This is a genomic window from Persicobacter sp. CCB-QB2, assembly GCF_001274635.1.
In the GTDB taxonomy this organism is placed as follows: Bacteria; Bacteroidota; Bacteroidia; order Cytophagales; family Cyclobacteriaceae; genus Persicobacter; species Persicobacter diffluens.
On sequence record NZ_LBGV01000001.1, the window covers coordinates 3,402,063 to 3,423,455 of the forward strand.

Genomic DNA, 21,393 nt, shown 5'->3' on the forward strand with positions numbered 1-21,393 from the left:
TTGAGCAAATCGCCGGCAGGCTTTAGTGCATTTGAAAATCATCCACTGGATCACCTGGTCCTGGAGGCCAGTTTTAGGGCCGATTCAGGGCCCTAATTCACCTAACGATTAGGAATAATCCAAAAGTAATAAAGGGTCTTTAATGAGCTTTTGGCAGAAGGAGAGTTTAAGAATGCGCATCACATTAAATGCGGAAGGTCCATGAATTATAGTCAGTTAGCAAAAATTATGGGAGGGGAAATCCTCCAAATGGTGGAAAACAGGAAAATAGAAAGCCTGTTAATCGATAGTCGAAAGGCGGTGATCAGCGAATCCGCTTTGTTTTTTGCTTTGCAAGGCCCCCGACATGATGGCCATCAATTTGTGGAAACATTGTACCGTCAGGGTATCCGGCAATTTGTGGTTCAAAAGTGGGAAGGGACTTTGAGGGATTTCCCGGATGCGAATATTATTATCGTACCCAACAGCTTGCGTGCCATGCAGGCCCTGGTGGCCAAACATCGTGCTCAATTCGGAATACCGATCATTGCGGTTACCGGGAGTAATGGCAAGACAGTGGTGAAGGAATGGTTGCATGAGGCCCTTTCTAAGCGTTGGGTAGTTTGCAGCAGCCCTAAAAGTTATAATTCACAGGTGGGGGTGCCACTATCGGTTTGGGCCCTGAATGAGCGTCATCAGATCGGGCTTTTTGAGGCTGGAATCTCATTAACCGGCGAAATGAAGCGCTTGCAGGCCATTATTCAGCCTACATTGGGAATCTTCACCAATATTGGCAGTGCGCATGCGGCTGGTTTTGAAAGTCAGGAGCAAAAGGTGCGGGAAAAACTGATGCTGTTTCAGGAAGTGGAGGCATTGGTTTATTGTAAAGATCATCAGCTGATTGATAAACAAGTCAAAAGTTTTTTAAAAGACAGCAAGCTGCTCGCCTGGTCTACTGAACATCAGGCTCCATATCGCTATAAAATTGTGGGTAAGGAAAAAGGCCAAACTATTGTGAAGGTAAATGAGCAGGATTTACTGTTTTTGCCTTTTGTAGATGAAGCTTCTCTGGAAAACACCTTTCATATTCTGACGGTCCTTCAATTTTTGGAATATTCCATGGAGGATATCCAACGAATTGTCAAGCAGTTTAAAGCACCATCCATGCGCCTGGAGTTGAAGCGGGGGGTGCAGGAAAACTATATTATTGACGACACTTACAATAACGATTTGCTGGGGCTCGAAATGGCGCTCGACTTTTTGGTGCAACAAAATCAACGGCCGGTAAAGCGGGTGATTCTTTCAGATATAGCGCAGTCGGGCATGTCAGAAGAGGAATTGTATCAACAGGTGAATCGTTTGCTATCAGATCGCAGAATCACACATTTTGTAGGAATCGGTTCGCAAATTTCAGCATATCAATCCGCTTTCCAGGGCATAGAAGCTACTTTTTTTCCTGATACTGAAAGCTTTTTGCGAAGCCTGGAGCATCAGATTCCCTGGCAGGAGGAGCTGATTCTGGTAAAAGGAGCCCGGCATTTTGGATTTGAGCAGGTGGTACGGGAGCTGGAGGCCAAGGTCCATGGAACACGGCTGGAGCTGAGTCTGGACGCGATGGCCGAGAATTTGAATTTCTATCGCTCCCTTTTAAAGCCTAAAACCAAACTAATGGTGATGGTGAAAGCCTTTGCCTATGGTAGTGGGAATCTGGAAGTGGCGCAGCTGTTGCAATATCACCGGGTGGATTATCTGGGCGTGGCTTTTCCCGATGAAGGTGTTGAGTTAAGGAAAAATGGCATTCACCTGCCCATCATGGTAATGAATTGCCATGAAGATACCTTTGAGGCCCTGGTGCGCTATCAGTTGGAGCCGGAGGTGTTTGGTTTTGGCCAACTTAAAGCCTTTGGGGAGTTTTTGAGAGCCAATGGAAAACAATCTTCCATCCATTTAAAAATTGATTCCGGTATGCATCGTCTGGGTTTTATGCCTGCTGAAATTCCTACTTTGATTGAGCAATTGAAAAATTATCCGGAGCTCAAAGTGAAAGGGATTTTCAGTCACCTGTCCGGAGCCGATGAAGCAGAGTTCAATGATTTTTCCCATGAACAGGCCGGGCGTTTTCAGGAAGCGGTATCGCTTTTGAAGGCTGAATTAAATATAGATCCGCTTTGTCATTTATGTAATTCTGCCGGAATCGTTCGTTTTCCGGAGTACCATTTTGATATGGTCCGGCTAGGGATTGGATTGCACGGAGTGGAGGTCACCGGAAAATATGATCAGGCATTAAAAGTTCCTGCTCGTCTGAAAACCTTTATTTCTCAAATTAAGGAGATTCCTGCCGGAGAAACCGTTGGCTATAGCAGAAAAGGAAAAGTGGAAGCCACTAAAAAAATTGCCACTATTGCCATAGGTTATGCCGATGGTTTTCAGCGAGCTTTTGGAAATGGACGGGTGAAAGTGAAAATTAACGGACAGCGGGTACCGATTATTGGGAATGTATGCATGGACATGTGCATGGTGGATGTCACAGGAGTTGCTGCCAAAGAAGGAGATGAAGTGATTTTGTTTGATGACCAGGAAAGTCTATTGGCCTTGTCTGAGGCGGCCGGAACCATCCCCTATGAGGTGCTCACGCTGATCAGTAACCGGGTAAAACGGGTTTATTTCCATGAATAGTTGTGGAACTTCGTGGAACAATTGGATTGGCTTGTTAATGAGTAAATTACTTATTGTGGTTTCTTTGTGAAACGCCGTGAAACAGCAGGTAATGAGCGGAAGTGAGGGCGCTCCCCTTGATCCTTATTGATAAAGTGGTCGAGGGGAAAGTCTTTTGTTATGGATAATTTAAAGAGAAGGTTTAAGTGACGTTCAGAGAAAAAATAGCAGATTTTGTACTTGAGAACACGGCTTTTTCACAAAACCACAAATTATAGGAAAGTTCCAGTTTCATATGAGCTTCGATTTGATTTGAAAGCTTGTTATTAGTTAGGAGATTATCTTCTACAGTTTTGACTTTATAACGCAAAACCTTCCACAACAACAGTCCGGCCTTGATCAATTGGCGAAAAGCCATGGGTTCTGCTGTCGAAGAGAAGTCATCACAGCGTTATTTCCATAATATTTTCTTCTATTCGCTATAATTGTCAAATAACGCCTTGATGTCTTCCGGCAGCAGGTTCGATGGCTCGCCAGAATTGATCACAGCCTTGATTTTTTGTTTCGTTTTTTATCAAGAAAAAATGAAAAAGAAACGATTGAATATTATATAAAGTATCGAATAGCCGGTCTGGCTTTTTATGAAAAAGCCCTGATTTGATTTGAAAGCTTGTTATTAGTTAGGAGATTTTCTGTTACAGTTTTGGCTTTATAACGCAAAACCTTCCACAACAACAGTCCGGCCTTGATCAATTGGCGAAAAGCCATGGGTTCTGCTGTCGAAGAGAAGTCATCACAGCGTTATTTCCATAATATTTTCTTCTATTCGCTTTAATCGTCAAATAACGCCTTGATGTCTTCCGGCAGCAGGTTCGATGGCTCGCCAGAATTGATCACAGCCTTGATTTTTTGTTTCGTTTTTTATCAAGAAAAAATGAAAAAGAAACGATTAATTATTCAGTATAAGGTGTTGAATGGCTGATCTAGCTTTTTTTGAAAAAGCCCAGTACCAGAGTATAGGACTTCAGTTCAACTACTAGCAGCCATTAGCGGGTTGAAAGAAAGCCTTGAGTCTGAATCTTTGTTGGTTCTAGCTGGAAGGAGTGAAAAAGATAATCCTTTTGAACTTGAACGATATTTTAGTCAAATGCTATCAGAACTCGAAATAGGAAAAGTTCCTCCATTTTTCTCGTCGTGCAGCTAAACGAGGATTCAAGCATTCGTAATTCGGATTAGGATAAATTGTGGAACACTGTGAAACAAATATAATTATCAGTAAATCAGTAAAATAAAAAATCGCATGCATCCGTGAAACTTTGTGGAACATGCGATTTTTTTGTTTACCCTTTTATTTTCCGATAGCCCCAGAGGACAACCAGCCCCCCCACTACTGCAATGGCAAAAGAGCCGATATTAAATCCGTCCACACCACCGAATCCTAGTAATGAACCAATAAACCCCCGACCACCGCTCCGGCAATTCCGATGATAATGGTAACAATGAAACCTCCCGGATCATCTCCGGGCATGATCCATTTGCTCAAAATTCCGGCGATCAAGCCGAAGATAATCCAAGAAATGATTCCCATAATGAATTGTTTTGATTCACAGACTTTACCACAATCCATTGGAAAAGGTTTTAGGAATAATACAATTTGCTAATCAATTGTAAATCAATGCTATAAAATGTGGAAAAGTGAATAACTATGTGGATAGTCGATAACAATGTTGATAAATCCGACTTATATTTGATTTTAAATCCGACAAATCTACTTGCTAACCTTACTTGTCCACAAAGAAAGGATCAGGGAATATTTTTCGGAAAATTCGTTTTAAGATTTCATTTTTGTTCCTGATTTATCCACAAAGCTGTTTGTAAATGAAAACCATCACATTGACGAAAGGGCAAGCCGAATTCTTTGAAAAGTTCAAGGCTTTCATCAAATCCAAAGAGACGGAAGTGATGATTTTAAAGGGCTATGCCGGTACCGGTAAAACCTTTTTAGTCCAACAATTGCTCGAATGGCTGGATACCCGCGAGCGGGAGTATCGTCTGATGGCTCCAACCGGAAGGGCCGCCAAGGTTTTAGGTACCAAAGCGCAGGAGCCGGCCTATACCATTCATAAATCCATTTATTCTTTTTCATTGATGGAAGAAGAGCGTGGTGGGAAAAAAGGGAAGCATTTAGGCAATGTGAAATACCATTACAGAACTCGCCAAAATGATGATGTAGGCAATACGGTTTATATCGTGGATGAGGCCTCTATGGTGAATGATACCGCCAATGATGGCGAGATGTACCAGTTTGGCAGTGGTCGGCTATTACAGGATTTTATCAAATTCAGCAGACAGGAACCGGAAAAAGGTACTTGCCGCAGAAAGATTCTGTTTGTGGGTGATCCCGGGCAGCTGCCACCGGTGGGCGCATCATTTTCCTGCGCCCTTTCCAAGGATTATTTGCGGGAAACTTACGAGCTGAATTGTGAGAGCTTTCAACTCACCGAGGTGGTTCGGCAAGGAAAAGACAGTGGGATTTTGGAATATGCCACCCAGCTGCGGAATCATTTACGCGGGGAAGGTTTACGCCCTGCCTTTAATTTTTCACTTTCGGATGTGCACCGCGCTCCCCGTGAAAATATAGTGGATTATTATGATCGGGCCCAAAAGAAATCTGGGCTGGAGGAAGTGATTCTGGTGACTTTTTCTAACCGACTGGCCTTGCAATACAATCTGGCCATTCGACAACAGCTTTTTCCTCATCAGCATGGCCTGCAAATCGGCGATCGCCTGATGCTTTGCACGAATAATTATGCTTATGAGGTGGAACTGCTGAATGGGGATTTTGCCCGGGTGATTGATATGGATCCGGAGGCGGAGGAAGAAGCGGTGAGGGTGGATGTTTTTGATCCTGAAACCAAAAACTGGAGCAAGCAGGAAGTGGTGTTGCGCTTTCGGGATGTGTTCCTGGAAGTGATCGATAGTGAGGGGGAAGCACAGGAAATTGAGGGGAAAATTATTGACAGCTTGCTGGATTCTCCCAATCGGGACATCACCGCTTTAGAAAGGAAGGCCCTTTATCAGCATTTCCGCAACCGATACCCCAAGCTGAAGCCAGGCAGCAAGAAGTTCAACGAAAAGCTGGGGGAAGATCCTTACTTCAATGCGCTTCGTTTGAAATACGGTTATGCCATTACCGGCCACAAAGCCCAGGGGGGTGAGTGGCAGTTTGTATTTGTGGATTTTGAAGGCACCCAATATATGCGGGATGAAAAGGAATCCATTCGTTGGAGTTATACCGCCGTAACCCGCGCTAAAGGGCACCTTTTGGTAGTGCGCTAAAGTCTTGAATTGGGCAGTGAAAAATTTAAAATTTTTGAATAATCCACACCCCCAGTACCATAATGGCAATCCCCAAAATTTTCATCCAGCTGATCGGTTGTTGCTGCATGCCTAGCCAGCCGAAATGATCCAGAATTAGCGCCAAAACCAGCTGACCGGCAATGACTAGTGTCAGCGTGGAGGTCATGCCAATTTTGGGCGTTACAATCACCAGGCTGGTTACAAAAAAGCTCCCCAATAAGCCACCGGTAAACTTCCATTTTTCAAGCCCTGAATAGGATTGGATAATTTCCCCAACTTGTCCTTTTTGCTGTATCATTAAAAGTACAAAGATGGCCAGCCAACCTACCGAGAAATTAGCAAAGGACGCCAGGATCGGGCTTCCCGTGCTGATTTTCAGGGAGCTGTTCACCCCTACCTGTACGGCTGCGGCGGCGCCAATCAATACGGCAACGATATAGTATATGAAATTCATAAGCTCAAATTAAGCATTTTTCTTAATCCATTTTAAGGCCTCCGTTTTGGACAATTGGGCCAATTCCGGATGATCTTCCACAAATTGCTCCACCCAGGCGGCATTGGTTTTGGAGATTTCCCGCAAGGACCAGCCAATGGCTTTATTGAGGAAGAACTCCTTGCTCCCTAAGCTTTGTTCAATAATCCACTGCTGCCAGGGCAGATCCGTCGCCTGCTTGTACTTTAATTGATACAGGATAGCCGTCCGACGCAACCAGATGTTTTCCTGCGCGCACCATTTCTCCACATAATCCTTCATTTGTTCGGGAAATCGCTGGAAATGCGCCCCCACTCCATGGGTAGCCAGAAAATCAATGGTGTCCCACCAGGATTTTTGCAAAACCAGCTCTTCCAGTGTCAGAATGAATTCCGGCCCCCACTTTTTCTTCATCTTTTGAATCAGCTCAATGCCCATATACTGCCACTCCCTTTCCGGCTGCTCCCATAAATAGTGCAGGTAATCCGGCAGTTGATCCGCCAGAGGGAGCCTGGCTTCCTTCAAAAAATATTTGATGGCCTCCCGCCTTTCCGGTGCCCGAATGCCATAATAATCAAATTGGCCCTTCATATAGGCTTTCATGCTTTTTTGCTCAGCCGGATTGGCCAATGCTTCAAAGGCTTGTCGGAGGGGGTGGAAATATTCGGTGGGATTCATGGTGAACACTGGCTTGGTTTTCTGCAAGCTAAGGGATCGCCGATAAAAATGGAAATGCTTTTTTCGGGGGCTTCCTTCACGCTGTTCAGGTCAGGCTTTCGGCCGTCGCTCTTTGAGGGATGCGCTACGCCTTGAGCATCCTCAAAGGAGCTTCGCAAAGGCCTCTATCCTTAGCCCGACTGGTTCATTTTCCCAAATGCCATGGCTTAGGGATGGAGCAGGTTTGTTTGAGCTCCTTTTTGCAGCGGGAAAGCGTAGCGGGCGCGCAAAAAGAGCGAGCTGCGACTGCCCGACCGAGTGCAACGAAGGGAAGCCCCAAAGTAAAAAAAGGATTAGCTGTCTTTTTGTCATATTTTCAGAGCTTTGTATAATCTTTGCCATGAAATGAGTAGTTTCGAGCCGTCGTTGAGGTGAGGAGGTCTGAGTGGACTGGTCAATGGCTTGATTTTAAGGTTATTATTGAAGAAAATACGGAATGGATTCCTTAGCATTTTATAAATATCAGGGTACTGGAAATGACTTTGTGATGATCGACAACCGCGAGATGGTTTTCGATCCTGAAAATATTGCATTGGTGCAGCGACTATGCGACCGCAGATTTGGCATAGGCGGCGACGGTCTTATTCTGATTCAGCATAAGGAAGGCTATGACTTCGAAATGGTCTATTTCAATTCCGACGGGACGAAAAGTCTTTGCGGAAATGGTAGCCGATGCGGGGTGCGCTTTGCGGAATTTTTGGGTTTGGTGAAGGAGGAAACTTACTTCCTTACGATTGAAGGAGGCTTGCATGCGAAGATCACGCCGGAGCTGATTCACCTGAAAATGCCGAATGTGAAAGGGGCGGAGCAAATTGGCAGGGATTATTTCATCAATACCGGATCACCACACTATGTGCGCTTTGTGGAGGATGTGGAAAACCTGAAGGTTTATCAGGAAGGACAGGCCGTTCGTTATAATGAACGCTTTAAGGCCGAAGGCACCAATGTGAACTTCGTACAGCGTTTGGGCGAGCAGGACATTTTCGTCAGAACCTATGAGCGCGGTGTGGAGGATGAAACCCTTTCCTGCGGAACGGGTGTGACCGCTTGTGCCCTGGCTTCTCATATTGAAGGCATGCCCTCTCCGGTGAACATCAAAGTAATGGGCGGTAACCTGAAAGTGAGCTTTGAGCAGGTGGGCCCGAATGAATTTGAAAACATTTTCCTGATAGGACCAGCCGAGCAGGTTTTTGAGGGAACAATAAAACTATAATTTTTAATTATTTTCTGGTGGAAATCCTGCTAATCATGAGGGATTTTACCTTAAAATATTTTTAAATCATTTACCTTTGACTAGGGAGGTCTGAGTAGTCCGGTTCGGGTGCTATAGGTGGACACTCCTGCAGATACTGTTTGCAAATAATTTTTGCCATGTTAGATAAAATCACTAAAGGCTTTGCGAAGCTGTTCGGTACTAAATCCGATCGCGATATTAAGACGATCCTACCGATCGTAAAGCAAATTAATGAGGAGTTCGATAAGTTGAGCTCTATTACTGATGAGGATCTTCGTAAGGCTTCTCAGGATTTGATGGACCAAATTCAGGAAGAATTGAAGCATTTGGATGCTGAGATTGAAAAACTGAAGGCGGAAGCCGAATTGCCTGAGACGGATGTATTTAAGAAAGAAGATCTTTATGCAGAAGTAGATAAACTGGAAGAAAAGCGTAATGAGGAACTAGAGGTAGTATTGAACAAGATATTGCCAAAGGCTTTCGCTATTATGAAAGAAACCGGCCGACGCCTGCGCGATAATAAAGAATTGCGTGTATCGGCGACGGTGCACGATCGAACCATCTCTGCAAAGTCTGACTGTGTGACGGTAGAAGGCGACACTGCCATCTGGCACAACAGCTGGACCGCTGGTGGTAACCTGCTAACATGGGAAATGGTACATTACGATGTACAGCTGATCGGTGGTATTGTATTACACCAGGGTAAAGTAGCCGAGATGGCCACGGGTGAGGGTAAAACTTTGGTAGCGACCCTGCCGGCCTTCCTGAATGGTCTTTCCCGTCGTGGGGTGCATGTAGTCACCGTGAACGACTACCTGGCTAAGCGTGACTCCGAATGGATGGCGCCTTTGTTCCAGTTCCATGGATTGAATATTGACTGTATCGATAAGTGGCAGGCCAACTCTGAGGAGCGTCGTAATGCTTACCGTGCAGACATTACTTACGGTACTAACAACGAATTTGGCTTTGATTACCTGCGTGATAATATGGCGCGTGGTACGGATGAGTTGGTTCAGCGCAAGCACCACTATGCGATGGTCGATGAGGTCGATTCCGTATTGATTGATGACGCCCGTACGCCATTGATCATTTCCGGTCCGGTACCTAAGGGAGATCAGCATGAGTACCATACTTTAAAGCCACGTATTGAGGCTTTGGTGTCTGAGCAACGCAAATTGACGCAAGCTTATTTGAATGATGCTAAGCGTCTGATCAAAGAAGGAAATAAAGACGAAGGAGGATTGGCGCTATTCCGTGCTTTTCGTTCTTTCCCAAAATATAAGCCATTGATTAAGTTCCTTTCTGAGGATGGTATTCGCCAGATCCTGCAGAAAACGGAGAACTATTATATGGCGGACAACAACCGCGAAATGCCGAAGGCAGATGAGCCATTGTTGTTCATTATTGATGAAAAACAAAATTCGGTTGACCTAACGGAAAAAGGGATTGACCATATCACCGGAAAAGGTGAAGATCCAAACTTCTTCATTTTACCGGATATCGGTACCGAGGTAGCGAATCTGGAAAATGACGCTTCTCTTGCGGACGATGATCGCATCGTGAAGAAAGAGGAGTTGTTGCAGGACTATGCAGAGAAAGCGGAACGTATTCACTCGGTGAACCAGCTGTTGAAAGCTTATTCCCTATTCGAAAAAGATACCGAATATATCCTTCAGGATGGTAAGGTGAAGATCGTCGATGAGCAGACCGGTCGTGTGATGGACGGTCGTCGTTATTCGGATGGTTTGCACCAGGCTTTGGAAGCCAAAGAAAATGTAAAAGTAGAGGACGCTACGCAAACTTATGCGACCATTACTTTGCAGAACTACTTCCGTATGTACCACAAATTGGGTGGTATGACCGGTACTGCCGAGACGGAAGCAGGAGAGCTTTGGGACATCTATGAATTGGATGTGGTGGTGATTCCTACCAACCGCCCGATTCAGCGTAATGATGATGAGGACAAGGTTTATAAAACCATCCGTGAGAAGTTCAATGCGGTAGCGGATGAGATCGTCGTGCTTCGTGAAGCCGGTCGTCCGATTTTGGTGGGTACTACTTCTGTAGAGATGTCGGAGCTATTGTCCCGTATGTTGGGCATGCGCCAGATTCCTCACCAGGTACTGAACGCAAAGCAACACGCCAAAGAGGCGGACGTAGTCGCGCAAGCAGGTCAGGCGGGAATGGTTACCATTGCAACCAACATGGCGGGGCGTGGTACGGATATTAAGCTATCTCCGGACTCCAGAAAAGCAGGTGGTTTGGCCATCATCGGTACTGAGCGTCATGAATCTCGTCGTGTGGACCGTCAGCTGCGTGGTCGTTCCGGTCGTCAGGGGGATGTGGGTTCTTCTCAATTCTTCGTTTCTTTGGAAGATTCTTTGATGCGTATGTTCGGTTCTGAGCGTATTGCCAAAGTAATGGACCGTATGGGCTTGGAAGAAGGAGAAGTGATTCAGCACTCCATGATTACCAAGTCTATTGAGCGTGCACAGAAGAAAGTAGAGGAAAATAACTTCGGTATTCGTAAGCGTCTGTTGGAATATGATGATGTCATGAACCAGCAGCGTGAGGTGATTTACAGCCGTCGTCATAATGCACTTTTCGGAGAGCGTTTGTCGATTGACCTGATGAATCAGCTGTACGATGTGGCCGAAAACCTGACCGTAGCGCATAAGGATTCCATTAACTATGAAGGTTATAAACTGGAAGCACTAAGCGTGTTGGGTGTGGATTTGCACCTTTCAGAAGAAGATTTCAATAAAACCTCTGCAGAAGATTTAACTCAGAAGCTTTTTGACGAGGCTTACAGCCAGTACAAAAAGAAAAATGAGATCATCGGTGAGCGTGCCATGCCGGTTTTGGAGCATGTGAATGCGGAGCGTGGTGCAGTAGTAGAAAACATCATGGTGCCTTTCACGGATGGTAAGAAGCAGTTGGGCATTGTGACCAACTTGCAGAAAAATCTGGAAGATCGTGGTAAGACTTTGGTCACGGATATGGAGAAAATGGCGACTTTGGCCATTATCGATATGAAGTGGAAAGAGCATTTACGTGCGATGGATGACTTGAAGCAGTCGGTACAGAATGCGGTTTATGAGCAGAAAGATCCATTGATGATCTATAAGTTCGAAGCTTTCGAATTGTTCAAAGCCTTCCTGGCAGATGTGAACCAGGAGACGACCAGTTTCTTGATGAAGGCTTCTATCCCGACCGCTGAGCCGGAGAAAGTACAGGAGGCACGTGAGGAAAGACCAAAGCAGCAGTATAATGCTTCTAAGGAAGAGAGTCGTTCTACGCTGAATCAGGATACGCCAAAGGCACATCCTACTCAGGCGCCACAGGTAGAGAAAACCGCTCCGATTCGCAAAGAGCATACGCACGGTAGAAACGATGTGGTTTCGGTTCGTTATGCAGATGGCACCGTGAAGGAGAATGTGAAATTTAAGAAAGTAGAAAATGATTTAGCGGCCAACAAATGTGTGTTGATTGACTAATTCATTGAAAATATAAATGCATTTTTAAAGGAGGGCTCTGATATGGAGGCCTCTTTTTTTTATGTTGATTTTCCCTGCTCCAATATCCAGGAATATATATTTATAACACGAAATCTCCCACACCAACAGTGCGGCCTTGATCAATTGGCGAAAATCCATGGGTGCTGCTGCCGATCAGAAGTCATCACCGCGTTACTTCCACGCTATTTTCCACCAATCGCTACAATCGTCAAATAACGCCTTGATGGGTTCCGGTAGCAGGATCAATTGGTCGCCAAAATTGATCACAGCCTTGATTTTTTTGTTTCGTTTTTTATTAAGAAAAAATGAAAACAGACTGAGTAAATATAAGGCTTGAGTGTCCCAGCGAGCTTTTTTGAAGGAGATTTCGTTTAAAAACAGGACTAGAACATTTGACGTCTTTCTTTTCACCGCCTAATCATTTTGGTAATTAAAGCATTTTGAAGTCTGCGGACCTACAGCTTTTCAGATATTGGGGTGTTTGAATATTTGTTGAGCCACTATCTTTTATGGTATTACCCCTTTTATTCCAAACTTTCCACACCAACAGTGCGGCTTTGATCAATTGGCGAAAAGCCATGGGTGCTGCTGCCGATCAGAAGTCATCACAGCGTTATTTCCACGTTATTTTCCACCAATCGCTACAATCGTCAAATAACGCCTTGATGGGTTCCGGTAGCAGGATCAATGGGCCGCCAAAATTGATCACCGCCTTGATTTTTTTGTTTCGTTTTTTATCAAGAAAAAATGAAAACAGACTGAGTAAATATAAGGCTTGAGTGTCCCAACGAGCTTTTTTGAAGGAGATTTCGTTTAAAAACAGGACTAGAGCATTTGACGTCTTTCTTTTTACCACTTAATCATTGTGGTATTGAAAGCATTTTGAAGTCTGCGGACCAACAGCTTTTCAGATTATAGTTGTAAAATATGGAAGCCCAAGCGATGCCCTGATGGTATGCGCTTTTTTTTGTAACTTGTGCCTTTATTGCGTCAATCTAGTTTTGCAAAATATTTTTAGATGAGAAATATATATACCCTATTCGGCTTTTTGCTTTTGATAGCGGCTTGTTCGCCCAAGACCACCCCAAGCAGCAGCAATTATCAGGAAGACCTGTCGGTTTATCGTCCTGACTATGTGCAGCTGAAGGCAGAACAAAAAGCCAACAGAGAGAAAGAAGAAGTCAGAAAGCAAACGACTACTTCTACCACATTTCCTGTAACCAATGATATCACCACCGGTGTGGAGAATCAATTAGCGCATTTTGCAGAGGCCAATGCCGGCAGCAATGCGACTAAATACACCATTCAGGTGTATTCCGGTACCAGTCGGGAAGAGGCCAATGAAATTAAGGAGCGGGTTTATGAAGATTTTCCCAGCGGAAATCCAAAGGTTACTTACAAGCAGCCTACCTACCGTGTGCGTGTTGGTGATTTTTATAATCGGGTAGATGCCTATTTGACTTATGAAAAGCTGAGAAGATCCTTCAGAAGAGCGATCGTGGTGCCTTATAAAGTCCAGTTGGGTGAAAAAAAGACGGAGGGAGCGGATTATTAAGGGAATATGAAAGCGAAAATTCAGGCGTTAGCCAAAAATATAAAGTCGGAAGTGATTACCAACCGCCGACATTTACACCAAAATCCGGAGCTTTCTTTTCAGGAGTACAATACGGTGAAGTTTGTATCTGAAAAGTTACAGGAGATGGGCATTGACCTTCAGGAATCCAAAGCGGAGACTGGTTTGGTAGCTTTGATCAAAGGAAAAAATCCGGAGAAGAAAGTCATTGCCTTACGGGCTGATATGGATGCCCTGCCGATTATCGAGCAGAATGAGGTGGACTACAAATCTCAAAATGAAGGCGTGATGCATGCTTGCGGGCATGATGTACACACGGCTTCTTTATTGGGTGCCGCCAAAATTCTGAATGAGTTGAAGGAAGAGTTTGAAGGTACGGTAAAGCTGATCTTCCAACCTGGAGAGGAGCAGTTGCCAGGCGGTGCTTCTTTAATGATTAAGGATGGTGCTCTGCAAAACCCGAATCCGGAAGCGATCATCGGTCAACATGTGATGCCCTTGATTCCGGTGGGGAAAGTGGGATTCCGTGCGGGCATGTATATGGCCTCTTGTGATGAATTACATATCACCGTAAAAGGAAAAGGCGGTCATGGAGCTTTGCCGGAATTGACGATCGACCCGATTGTGATTTCGGCCAATATGATCGTTTCCCTGCAGCAGATTGTCAGCCGTGGTGCACCACCAAAAATTCCATGTGTGTTGACTTTCGGTGATATTCATGGACATGGGGCGACCAATGTGATTCCTGATGAGGTGAAGATTCAGGGGACTTTCCGCACCATGAATGAAGAGTGGAGAGCAGAAGCCCACGAACGCATGGTGAAAATGGCCACGGGCATTGTGGAAGGCATGGGGGGAACCGTGGAATTTGAAATTCGCAAGGGGTACCCTTATCTGGAAAATGATGAACAGCTGACCCATAAAAACCGCGCAAGAGCGGTGGATTATCTGGGAGAGGAAAATATTGTGGACCTGGACATCTGGCTGGGAGCCGAAGATTTCTCCTACTACACCCAGGAAATGAAAGCTTGTTTCTACCGCCTCGGAACACGAAATGAATCCAAGGGGATTGTCTCCGCAGTGCATACGCCCACCTTTGATATAGATGAGGATGCCCTGGAAATCGGCGCAGGATTTATGGCTTATCTGGCCATTCAGGAACTGACCGAAAATTAAAATATTGAAAGCCTCGCATATGTTGAGGCTTTTTTGATCTTTGCGATTGTTGAAAAATATAAAAGAAGCCTTATGCCGATGATCACTCCGCCCATTGATACTAACCGAAAAGCCAAGCTGGAAGCTTTTGATCGATTGTTGACCATCATGGATGAGTTGCGGTTGAACTGTCCGTGGGATAAAAAGCAGACGCTGGAAAGCCTTCGTCACCTGACGATAGAGGAGGTTTATGAACTTTCAGATGCCATTTTGGAGGGAGATGAAGAGGAAGTCCGCAAGGAACTGGGCGATATCATTCTTCATATGGTGTTTTATGCCAAAATCGGGGAAGAGCGCAAGAGCTTTGATGTGGCCTCGGTGCTGAATGGCATTTGTGATAAGCTGATTCACCGTCATCCGCATATATACAGTGATGTGGAAGCCAATGATGAAGAAGCCGTCAAGCAGAATTGGGAGAAAATCAAACTGAAAGAAAAGGGAAATGTCTCGGTTTTGGGAGGCGTACCCACTTCCCTGCCTGCTTTGGTTAAGGCGATGCGCATACAGGAAAAAGCCCGAGGGTTGGCTTTGACTGGGAACACAAAGCGCAGGTCTGGGAAAAAGTGGAGGAAGAGATGGCCGAGTTCAAGGCGGAATTCAATATTGATAATGGCGAGCCCATTGATAAGGAAAAAGCGCAGGCTGAATTCGGTGATCTGTTATTTAGCCTGATCAATTATTCCCGTTTTCTGGATATTAATCCGGAGGAAGCGCTGGAACGCACCAATAAAAAATTCATTTACCGCTTTCAGTATCTGGAGGCGGAAGCGAAAAAGGCCGGAAAAAATCTTTCAGACATGAGCCTGGAGGAGATGGACCATTATTGGAACGAGGCTAAAGGAAAATAGCCTTCCGGCCATGAACATTTACAAAAAAGCCTGCGATCAGCGAAGGATGGCAGGCTTATTTTAGGGCAAAAGAATATTATTACAAGGGATGCGGCCTGAAAGTCGTCAGGAAATATTCGGCATAATTAATTCCGTCTTCACTTAAATCTGCATTCAAGTATTGAAGAACAAACATATGGTTATTGGAAATCCATAACCTGATTTTGACGTCATTTCCATTCACTTTGGCAGTGGTTTCAGCTCCGTAGAAATAGTCCGCAAAGTTCAGGTACTGAAAATCGCTGATGTCCTGATAATCGGTGTCCAGCATACTTTTTAACTCTGCTTCCAGAATCAGGGACAGCTCTTCATAATTTTCCGCCTCCCATTCATAGGGGAAATCGGTCATATTAAACATGACCGTGGAGTCGGTATCAAAGGAAATTCTGGAGAAAACCACGGTTTTCTTTCCTTGTAAATCCACCTCTTCATGCGTCGTTACCGGAGTGGTGGGAAATTGTATGGCATATCCGATATCTTCATCTTCTATGGAAAACCAGTCCTCATTATCAGAATAAGTTTCAATATCGATGAAGGCAATTTCTGCCCGACTGGTATCTTTTTGATCTTTGATCTCAAATCCTCCAAAAAATTCTGAAAGATCCTGCGTTCCTTTTTCCACACTAAAGGTGGAGGCCATCACCAAATACATTTTGTTGTTGACCAGATAATAGTTCAGAATAATGGTCTCCTCCCCTGCTTTTATTTTAACGTCTCTTCCCGGAAATCCGGCTTTTTCAATAGAGGACTTTTCAAGTATTTGCGCATTGGGCAACTGGTTGAGCATCGCTCCGATCCCGCCATCAAAAATTTGATCCAGGCGGCTGGTCATATTGGAGTGCACAGTCCCTTCCGGATAGGTCGTCATCGTCAGGTTGTAATTACTCACCATTTTTCCTCTTTTAGAAACCACCATGCTGATAACCTCCAAAGGACCAATTTCTGATTGCACGGTCTGAGTCACGACCTGTGGTTTTTGTGGAAAAAGAACCGCATAATGAGCAGTATCCTGGCTATAATCTTTCCAAACGGTGCCACTACTTTTCGGTTTTTGCTGATTCACCTGCATTTTTACAGGACTAACTTTCCAGCCCTTCTGTTTTAATAAAGCAATGACGCCGTCATCCCCCCCTAAATGGCCTGCGCCAAAGAGAGCCATGGTGGATTGCTGACGAAATTGTTCGTCAAGCCGGTTGGCGATAGTGACATTTCTTTTGGTGAACAGCTTGTCCGAAAGTTCCTCTTCACTTTCGTTTTTGGTTTCTATTTTCGCTAATTCTTTAATGTTGCCCTTAAGATAATATTTGCTGAGCTTTTTAAGTTCTTTATCACGCTGACCAAATTCTGCCACAGCCTCCATCAGCATTTCAGTGTCAAAATCATCAAAAGCAGCCATTTGCTCTTCAATGGTTTCAATGGCAAAGAGAGGCTTATTCTGACTGATCGCATAATTCTGAAAATAGAGGTCCATGGATTCTTCCATATCCTGAGCACGATTCAGGCTAACCATCAGGGAGTAGATGCCCATAGGTTTGAATTTCTTCAGGATCTCTGAATTAAACTGGCTTTTTTCAAATACTTTCAGAATCTTTTGAAAGTCCGCTGTGCTGATATGATCCGTGATTTTTTCATTACCGGGATACATCATCATTTGCGCTGCTTTGATCAGTTGGTCTCCCTGCATGTCAAGCTCAAAAGCAGCTTGTTCGCATTTATTGATATAATCCTTTACCTGTTCACTGTAAACAAATAATTTTTCTTCCTGAAGATGAATGGTCCCATAAAGGTAGGAGGGCTCTTGCTGACCATTGCCGCTCACTTCCCATAAAAGAGATTGAGCCAGCGTAAGGGTTTGACTGATCAGCAGGATAAAAAATAATAAAAAGTGTTTTCTCATAGTTTCATTAAATATGCCCTTAAGATAAAAAAAATCCCGCCATTGGCGGGATTCCGTAGGAGGTGAATTTTCCTTAAAATTTCTCTTGTTCCGGGTTATTGTAAACGTGCTCATAATATTCATGCGCCATGCGGTCCGCATCAAAATAGGGCGTTACATCCTTCATGGAGGTTTTTACAATTTTTGTCCACTCCTCCGGCTTGTCGTAATAAGTTGGCAATACCTCATGCTCCAACAAGTAGTACATCGCTTCCATATCTTCCTGATCCTGCATATGGTGAGGCTTGCGGTGATCCGTAGCCGGGATGATGAATCCATTGGAGCCATGGCGGGTAAACTCACAAATCCAACCGTCATAAGTCGAGAAGTTGATACCGGCGTTCATCGCAGCAGTCATACCGGAAGTACCGGAAGCTTCACGGGTCACACGTGGGTTGTTCAGCCACATATCGGAACCGTATTTCAACATGCGGGAAAGCTGTAATTCATAGCCTACCAAAACCGCTGCATTTTTATATTGCTTGGTCATGTGCACCAGTGAGTTAAAAGTACCCACCGCACCGTAATCCATTGGGTATGGCTTACCCGCCCAGATAATCTGGATCGGATATTTTGTGTTGGTCAATAATTTATGGAAACGCTCCATATCACGGGTGATCAGGTCAGGACGCTTGTATTCTGCATAGCGACGCGCCCAAACAATGGTGAAAACATTGGGATCAAACCAGTTACCGGTTTGGTCCGCCACGATCTGGAACAAGTTCTTTTTCAGTTTTTTCTTACGCTCTATCAGAGAGGCATCATCGTCCTTTGCCAAAGCTTCTTTCAACTGTGGGTCCTGCCAGTAGCGGGCATTCTGCGCATTGGTCACATGGGTAATCGGGCAAATGCCTTCATGACCTTTCCACATTTCTCTAGAAACTTCTCCATGTAGTTTAGAAACCCCATTGGCAAAGTGTGAAAGTCTCAAAGCGACTAAAGAGTGGTTGAAAATATCATCCTTGATGCCCGTAAGCTCACGCACAGTCTCTAATGGTACCCCATTAAAGAAGCCCAATTTGTTTAGCAGGTGAATATTATGTTTTTCGTTACCTGCTTCCTCAGGAGTGTGAGTGGTAAATACCATACGCTTCTTTACCTCCTCAACAGAATCAAATTTCTTATATAAATGGAAAGCAGCGGAAAGGGCATGCGCTTCATTCAGGTGATAAATTTCCGGCTCCCAGTTCAGTTCATCCAAAAGTTTCGCACCGCCAAGGCCTAAAAGAATAGACTGTGCTACTTTACCCTCTGTGTTGGATTCGTAAAGGCGGTGAGTTGTCGTTTGTGCCAGATAATCGTTCTCCGGTAAGTCTGTAGATAAGAAGAACATCGGAACGGTACCGAACTGCTCAGGATCCAGATAATAGGCTTTTACCCATACCGGGTGATTGTTCAGGTTAATAGAGAATTTGATGCCGGTATCTTCCAGAAAAGAGTAGATTTTCTCCTGAAATAAAACGTCCATGGACTGATCCTTGGCACGAATCTGATCATAGTAGCCATATTTCCATAGCAAGCCAATCCCGACCATATTTTGCTTCAGGTCATAAGCACTACGCATATGCGAACCGGCTAAAAAGCCTAATCCTCCGGAATAGATTTTGAAAGACTGATCGATCGCAAATTCCATACAGAAATAAGCGGTTTTTTTACTGTATTTAGGATCGAATTTATAAGGGTGTTGGAATTTCTTAGGTAAGCTCATTATTATTCAAAAATTAGTATTAAACCAAGATTGTGTGATTGTTTATACACGAAAAAATCCAGTTAGATTATGCAATTAATGGATTTTTGTAATATGTAATAGTTTGTTTGAAATTCTTTTTGATTTTTTGCTTTAGCAAACGTTTTCTATGGCCGATTTAAGGCACACTTTTTTAGTTTTATCCTGCTTATTTAATGATTAACAAAGATTTGAAAAATGATTTGAGTCATTAAAAATACTGTCTAGAGCATAAAAAACGAAATATAGATTTTTGAGTTAAAAAATGCTGGAAAAATTTAAGTGCCTGAAGATGTAATAATTGGAATATCCATGTTGAAATTTACTCTTCGCATCGGCAATTTTTTTCATGACACTCTTTTTTTTGCCTCTGAAACGGTCTAATGCTATTTTTTAAAAGCAGAAAAACTGCTCCCAAAAATAAAAGGAAAACGACGATTTCCTGAAAAGTCAAAGTAGTCAACAGCTCCATTTTTTTTATTTGATTTTAGTACATAGTCAGATTTTGAACCAATTTTTACGATTTATGGGACGAATCCGAATGAAAAGCAATAAAGATATATAAACCAATTGATTAGCGCGAAAAAATAGAGGTAACTTTTTGCTCAAAAAGGTGAACAATATCCAAATAAATCTCCTTTCAAATATATACTGACATACTGCCTATGAACCTGAACGAATACCACTATGCTGTTGACCCAACATTCCTAAAGCGCCTGCCCTGCCCCATCATTGTGCTTGGTCCTCACGGTACAGCCTTATTTGCGAATCAGGCTTTCATAGCGCTTTTCAGTGAAATCGCCGCGGAAGCTATTCAAAATGGGAAAATTTTGTCCATCATTGGCCGGTGGCAGGAAGAAGAAGTGGTAAGTTTTCCGAATTCCAGGGTGCCTCAGAAAAAATGGCGCCTAAAACGTATTAATCAGGAGGATGACCGAGAGGTTTGGTCTTTAGAAGAAGCCAATCAATCCCCTTTTCAGGATACGCAATTTTTGTCCATGATGGCGCATGAACTGCGCACTCCGCTTAATGCCATTCTGGGCCTGACCCAGTTGGTGAATCAGGAAAATGAACAAAAGGGTTTGGTTGAAACCCTGCATACCCTTCAATATTCCGGAGAGCACCTGTTGGGTCTGATCAATGATGTATTGGATTTTAGTAAAATTTTCGAAGGGAAACTTCAGCTTGATCCACGGTCCTTTAATCCCAAAATGCAGTGCAAAGAGATTAAGGCCATGTTGCAAAGCAGAGCCTTGAATAAGGATATCTTCCTGAAGGTTTTAATTGGAGATGAGGTGCCCGAACTGGTGAAGGGCGATGATCATCGTCTGAAGCAGGTGCTGATCAATCTGATAAATAATGCTATAAAATTTACCGAAGAGGGAGGCATTACCGTTAAGCTGGAGCGCCTGCCCAGAGGGGGGAATATGCTGTGGTTGCGTTATACGATTGAGGACAGCGGCATTGGTATTGCACCCGATAAAATTCAACAGATTTTTGAGCCTTTCAGCCAGGCTGACACTTCCACCGGTCGGAAATACGGTGGTACAGGCCTGGGTTTAACGATCAGTAGGTTCCTGATTGAAAGTATGGGAGGGAACATCAGGGTAGAAAGTAAGCCAGGGGTAGGCACGCGTTTTTTCGTGAGCTTGCCAATGGAGCGCCATCAGGATGAGCAGCAGCAATTTATTCCAGCAAGCCTTAAGCCTTTTCGTAATGCGAAAGTACTTTTGGTGGAAGACGAGCCGATCAACCAGGCGATAGCCAAACGCTATCTGTCAAAATTTGGGATTGTTCCTGAATTGGCGGAAAATGGAAAACGCGTATTACAATGGGTAGAGGCGGAAACTTTTGATTTGATCCTGATGGATCTCCACCTTCCGGATGCACATGGAGAACAGCTGGCCCGTTCCATTCGCCACATGAATGCGCATTACCACAGAATACCCATTTTGGCGTTGACTTCCACCCGCTATGATGAGTGGGAAGATAAAACAGAATTGGCTCAAATGAATGGCTATTTAACAAAGCCTATTAATCCGGCCCTGATGAAACGCACCCTTGAGGAGTTTTTTGAATTTTGAGCTTAAAGCAGTCCGCTTTCTTGCCCAATAGCCTTCT

Annotated in this window: 11 protein-coding genes and 2 pseudogenes; 8 read left to right on the forward strand and 5 right to left on the reverse strand. The window is 44.1% G+C overall.

Features of this window, described 5'->3' with window-relative positions:
• Nucleotides 1-201 precede the first annotated feature (201 nt).
• Complete coding sequence (locus NG22_RS14995) at nucleotides 202-2,655, forward strand: bifunctional UDP-N-acetylmuramoyl-tripeptide:D-alanyl-D-alanine ligase/alanine racemase (RefSeq protein WP_072159111.1); 2,454 nt, start codon at nucleotides 202-204, stop codon at nucleotides 2,653-2,655.
• A gap of 1,319 nt (nucleotides 2,656-3,974) precedes the next feature.
• Here NG22_RS14995 and NG22_RS15005 read toward each other — a convergent pair.
• Nucleotides 3,975-4,222 (reverse strand): annotated as a pseudogene (locus NG22_RS15005) (GlsB/YeaQ/YmgE family stress response membrane protein).
• 290 nt (nucleotides 4,223-4,512) lie between these two features.
• Between NG22_RS15005 and NG22_RS15010 the strand changes: the two are divergent.
• Nucleotides 4,513-5,973, forward strand: a complete 1,461-nt coding sequence (locus tag NG22_RS15010) for an ATP-dependent RecD-like DNA helicase (protein ID WP_053406475.1) — start codon at nucleotides 4,513-4,515, stop codon at nucleotides 5,971-5,973.
• Between the two features lie 25 nt (nucleotides 5,974-5,998).
• Here the strand turns inward: NG22_RS15010 and NG22_RS15015 are convergent, their stop codons facing one another.
• Together NG22_RS15015 and NG22_RS15020 are read right to left on the reverse strand one after the other, a co-directional pair.
• A complete protein-coding gene (locus tag NG22_RS15015; RefSeq protein ID WP_053406476.1) occupies nucleotides 5,999-6,448 on the reverse strand; it encodes a DMT family transporter in 450 nt (149 codons plus the stop codon).
• Nucleotides 6,449-6,457: 9 nt separating this feature from the next.
• Complete coding sequence (locus NG22_RS15020) at nucleotides 6,458-7,144, reverse strand: DNA alkylation repair protein (RefSeq protein ID WP_072159339.1); 687 nt, start codon at nucleotides 7,142-7,144, stop codon at nucleotides 6,458-6,460.
• Between the two features lie 475 nt (nucleotides 7,145-7,619).
• Between NG22_RS15020 and dapF the strand changes: the two genes are divergently transcribed.
• From dapF to mazG, 5 genes and pseudogenes are all read left to right on the forward strand, one after another.
• Nucleotides 7,620-8,396 (forward strand): diaminopimelate epimerase, encoded by a 777-nt coding sequence (dapF, locus tag NG22_RS15030; protein WP_053406479.1) that lies wholly within the window; start codon nucleotides 7,620-7,622, stop codon nucleotides 8,394-8,396.
• Between the two features lie 158 nt (nucleotides 8,397-8,554).
• Nucleotides 8,555-11,914: a preprotein translocase subunit SecA gene (gene secA, locus NG22_RS15035; RefSeq protein WP_053406480.1), complete on the forward strand. Its 3,360-nt coding sequence runs from the start codon at nucleotides 8,555-8,557 to the stop codon at nucleotides 11,912-11,914.
• A 1,039-nt stretch (nucleotides 11,915-12,953) separates the two neighbouring features.
• The gene (locus NG22_RS15050) at nucleotides 12,954-13,490 is read left to right on the forward strand and encodes an SPOR domain-containing protein (protein WP_053406483.1); all 537 of its coding nucleotides are present in this window, start codon (nucleotides 12,954-12,956) and stop codon (nucleotides 13,488-13,490) included.
• 6 nt (nucleotides 13,491-13,496) lie between these two features.
• Nucleotides 13,497-14,684, forward strand: coding sequence for a M20 family metallopeptidase (locus NG22_RS15055; RefSeq protein ID WP_053406484.1), 1,188 nt, complete (start codon nucleotides 13,497-13,499; stop codon nucleotides 14,682-14,684).
• Between the two features lie 72 nt (nucleotides 14,685-14,756).
• Nucleotides 14,757-15,571 (forward strand): annotated as a pseudogene (gene mazG, locus NG22_RS15060) (nucleoside triphosphate pyrophosphohydrolase).
• Nucleotides 15,572-15,650: 79 nt separating this feature from the next.
• Here the strand turns inward: mazG and NG22_RS15065 are convergent.
• Both NG22_RS15065 and glgP read right to left on the reverse strand, forming a co-directional pair.
• Nucleotides 15,651-17,507, reverse strand: a complete 1,857-nt coding sequence (locus tag NG22_RS15065) for a TraB/GumN family protein (protein WP_053406485.1) — start codon at nucleotides 17,505-17,507, stop codon at nucleotides 15,651-15,653.
• A 73-nt stretch (nucleotides 17,508-17,580) separates the two neighbouring features.
• On the reverse strand, nucleotides 17,581-19,254 hold the full coding sequence (glgP, locus tag NG22_RS15070; protein WP_053406486.1) for an alpha-glucan family phosphorylase: 1,674 nt from the start codon (nucleotides 19,252-19,254) through the stop codon (nucleotides 17,581-17,583).
• A 683-nt stretch (nucleotides 19,255-19,937) separates the two neighbouring features.
• Here glgP and NG22_RS15075 point away from each other — a divergent pair.
• Nucleotides 19,938-21,356 (forward strand): hybrid sensor histidine kinase/response regulator, encoded by a 1,419-nt coding sequence (locus NG22_RS15075; RefSeq protein WP_053406487.1) that lies wholly within the window; start codon nucleotides 19,938-19,940, stop codon nucleotides 21,354-21,356.
• Nucleotides 21,357-21,393 lie beyond the last annotated feature (37 nt).